Genomic DNA, 3,875 nt, shown 5'->3' with positions numbered 1-3,875 from the left:
GTCATGCACCTGGCGCCCGGCTTCGTCCCGGTTAAAGCCCAAGTGCAGCCAGCCGCGCAGAAAGTTGCCGGATTGCGAGACGCCCCGGCCAATGCTGTGGGTCACCACCCCAGCCACCGGGTTCGGTGTGCCGGCGTCATCAGCCCTGGCCGTCTTGAAGAACACCCCCATATCGCGCCAGGCGGCAAAGCCCACGCCCAGCAGGTAAGGATCGGCGGCCTTGAACACTACCTGGTAAAGCTTGCCGGCATCAAAACCGTTTTTCAGGCAGATCTGCGTGGCATCAGGTACGCCGGGAAAAGGATTGGCCGCATCGCACTTGGCCCAGGCCCAGTCGGTGGAAGGAATCACTGTCTCGCCGGTCACATCGCCGCGGGTGGATTCAGCCGCGCGCGACACCAGGCGCGACTGGCGCGTGTCCAGGCTCACGGGCTTGTACGGAACAGGATTTGTTTGCACAACCAGCGGTTGCGAACCCGGGCCGGTGCGATTGACGATGCGGCCAAACACCTCGCCGGTGACGGGTGAGCCGTCGGCATTCCTTGCCACCGGCACCTTGAGCCAGTGGGGAAGCTCGACCGCAGCAGTGGCCCGCACCATGGTGGCGCCGGCATTGTCGCCCTGCCAGGCGCTTGTGAGGTCGATGTCACCCAATGCACGCTCCTGCACCACATTGGGCCGGCGCAAACCACGGTTGGGCACCTCATGCCACATTATGCCGCTGGCCTTGGACAAATCAACCGGCTTGGTCAACACAAAGGTGGCCACGTAACGTACCTTGCCATCGGCCTCTTTGCCCAGTTCAATGTCCTGGATGATGGCATTGCCAGACGCCTTGGGGTCCAGCTCGCCGAACGCGCGGCCGGCAACCTGTTCAAAGGCCACACCACCCGACAAATCTGCCGCCAGGGGAACGGTTTCGTCAATCACGATCCGCGTGACGCGGGCCTGGGCGGAATGTCCCAGCAACAACACGGCAGCCAGCGACGCAAGCGCCAGCCTTCCCAGCAGGTGAACGGGTCTCATGTCTGTCTCCTTCGTTTTTTTATGTCGACTGCTCGTCTGCAACTGCAAAAAACTACAAAAGCGACTCAATCGCGCCGGAAACGGCCACCTTTCCTTGGGCCAGCAAGGCGCGGTGCTTGTCCAGGCGCTTGAGGTCATAGAGATAATTCACCATCAGGCCGTACGATTGCCTGAGCCCTTTGGGCGTCGGGTCGCCCGCCCAGTTGATGCGCTCCACGCGCGCCCCATTGCCCAGATGAAAGCGTGCCACCGGATCCAGCGGCTTGCCCTCTTCCAGGGCCCGGCCCAGGTAATGGGCCGCGCAGTGCAGCAGCATCTTTCGCACCGGCGACTTTTCACCGAGGGCCAGCGGGTTTTCTGCGGCGGTCAGCAGGTGCCCTGCAGTGGGCGGCTCAAACCCCACCGCCCGGCCCAGGGCGGCAAGCTCCTTGTCTCCCAGCGTTTCCAGCATGGCCGCCGCGTTCTTGCCCAGCCAGCTGYGAAACCCCGGAATCGGAGAAAGAGTGGCAAAGGTCTTGAGCTTGGGAAACTCCTCTTTCAGGGTCTCCACCACGCGCTTGATCAGCGAATCGCCAAAGCTCACGCCGCGCAGGCCGGCCTGCGTATTGCTGATGGAATAGAAAATCGCAGTGGTCGCGCGGCTCAGGTCCGAGGGCGCTGCCAGCTCATCGAGCAAAGGCATGATGTCGCCCGCGATCGTCTCGACCATCGCGACCTCGACAAAAATCAGCGGCACCTCTGGAAGACGCGGGTGGAAGAAGCCATAGCAGCGACGGTCACTGTCGAGCCGGTTTTTGACGTCGGCCCATCCCTTGATGTCATGGACCGCTTCGTACTTGATCAGTTTTTCAATCAGTGATGCCGGTGAATCCCAGGTGATGCGGCGCAGGTCAAGGAAACCGACGTCGAACCATGTCGAGAACATGTATTCCATTTCGACATCCAGGGCGAGCAAGCGCTTGTCGGCCTTGAGGCTGGGCTGCATGTCCGCACGCATTTCGACCAGGAACTGGATGCCGCCCGGATAGACGCTGAAGCGCTGCAGCAGACGCCGGCGCGGTGAGACTGTGGCACGGCGGTAACGCACCTCGGCCACCGCCTCTTCGGGTGTACCCACGGCAGCCGCAAACTGCGCCTGCGCAGCCTTGACCTTCTGCGGATTGGCGACGAACTGCTCACTCATCAGCATCCACAGGTCGCGCCGGCGAGCCGGGGTGGCGCCCTGGTACCAGGCCGCAATGGCCATGGCGCGCCGGCCGCCTTCCACCTCACTCACGCGTGGGTCGATGATGGCCTGCAGCTCCTGCAAGGTGCGGCGGAGTACGCGCGGCGACAGCGCTTCGTCCTTATGACTCAGGGTTGCCTGAAGCCGTTCATGCGTGCTTCGCGCGGGCAATTCGACGCTAGCTGCTATCTTTTTTGTAGCTGCTTGCGCACGGTCTGCTTGCCCTGCGGCAGTTTTTTCTGTAAGGCCTTTCTCGCCTGCCGTGAGCCGCGAAACATTGCGGCTGAGCCAGTCTGCGGCGCTCATGAGGCCACCCTGGAGCGCTGGCTGCGGGAAAGGTCACGCAGCGCTTCGCGCTGGCGCGTCAGGTGAGTGCGCATGGCGGCATCGGCACCTTCGCTGTCACGGCTTTTGAGGGCCGCAAACACCGTCATGTGCTCTGAAAGACTTTGCGCCAGGCGGCCCGGCGCGTGCAACTGCTGGAGCCGCGCCAGCTTCAATATTTTTCGCAGGTCCGCAATCGCCTGCGCGAGCCAGCGGTTGTTGGCCAACAGGATGATGGCCTCGTGAATGGCGAAATTGGTCGCGTAATAGTCATTGATCCGGCCGGCTTTGGCGTGACTGTTAAGCCGCTCATGCAAAGTAGTGAGCGCAGCCAGATCGGCGTCGGTGGCATTGCGTGCCGCCTCATAGGCGCAGCGCCCCTCCAGCAAGGCGATGACCGGGAAAATGTCGTCCAGGTCTTGCTCGGTCACCTCATTGACAAAGCAACCCCGCCGGGGTTCGTGGCGCAGAAGCCCTTCCGAGGTCAGCACCTTGAGCGCCTCGCGCAGTGGCGTGCGGGAGATTTCCAGCCGTTCGCATAGCGCCACCTCGTCCAGAAAACTCCCGGGCGCCAGCTGGCCGGCAAAAATCTGCTCGCGCAGGGTATTGGCGACTTCCTGATGCAATGAACTCTGGACCAGACGCATGACAGACCCCTTTTGACCGGCTGACGCAATGAACCCAAATACACGAGACATCCACCGAACCCGGCAACCGCGATGGCCCGGTACGTCCCGAAAACCCACCTGCTTTCATACAACTGCCCCGGCAGCGTCTGGAGTTTTCAGAATTCCAGCGGTAATTTCAAGTAATTACACATAATTATGGGAGCTAAAAAGCAGTCAGGCAAGTGCCCTGTGCCCGAAAACGACAGGGAGAAACCCTAGCGCCCCGAAGCGAGAGGCTCAGGGCGCCAGACAGTCCTGACGCCCTGAGCTATCGCCACAAATCAATAGCTGCCTGCGATGGATTTTCGGGGTTGACCCTGCCGGGAAGCCCACACCCAGAGCCCGACACCCGCTGCGATCATGGGCACGCAAAGCCATTGACCCATGCTCATACCCAGGGCGAGGATGCCCAGGAAGTCGTCGGGCTCACGGAAAAACTCGGCGATGAAACGAAACACACCGTAGCCGACCAGGAAGGCCCCTGAGACCTGCCCCACCTTACGCGGCTTGCGCGCGTACAGCCAGAGGAGCACGAACAGCAACAAGCCCTCCATCAGAAATTGATAGATTTGTGAGGGGTGACGCGGCTGCATGGCGCCGCTGCCCGGAAATACCATGCCCCAGGGCAAAGC

General features: G+C 61.8%; 3 protein-coding genes and 1 pseudogene. All 4 read right to left on the bottom strand.

Annotated features, from left to right (window positions below; genetic code table 11):
- A pseudogene (locus AC1DWI_RS16090) lies at positions 1-1,026 on the bottom strand (alpha/beta hydrolase domain-containing protein); the annotation flags it as partial.
- A gap of 52 nt (positions 1,027-1,078) precedes the next feature.
- A complete protein-coding gene (locus AC1DWI_RS16085) occupies positions 1,079-2,557 on the bottom strand; it encodes a malonyl-CoA decarboxylase domain-containing protein (RefSeq protein ID WP_477725205.1) in 1,479 nt (492 codons plus the stop codon).
- Complete coding sequence (locus tag AC1DWI_RS16080) at positions 2,554-3,222, bottom strand: GntR family transcriptional regulator (protein ID WP_457280332.1); 669 nt, start codon at positions 3,220-3,222, stop codon at positions 2,554-2,556. The genes AC1DWI_RS16085 and AC1DWI_RS16080 overlap by 4 nt, the downstream gene beginning before the upstream one ends.
- A gap of 302 nt (positions 3,223-3,524) precedes the next feature.
- A partial coding sequence (locus AC1DWI_RS16075; protein ID WP_477725204.1) for a prolipoprotein diacylglyceryl transferase family protein occupies positions 3,525-3,875 on the bottom strand: 351 nt, incomplete at its 5' end.

It is taken from the genome of Polaromonas sp. P3_C2 (assembly GCF_056402675.1).
The sequence above is the reverse complement of the archived record's forward strand: the minus strand, read 5'-3'. Positions and strand labels throughout refer to the sequence as shown.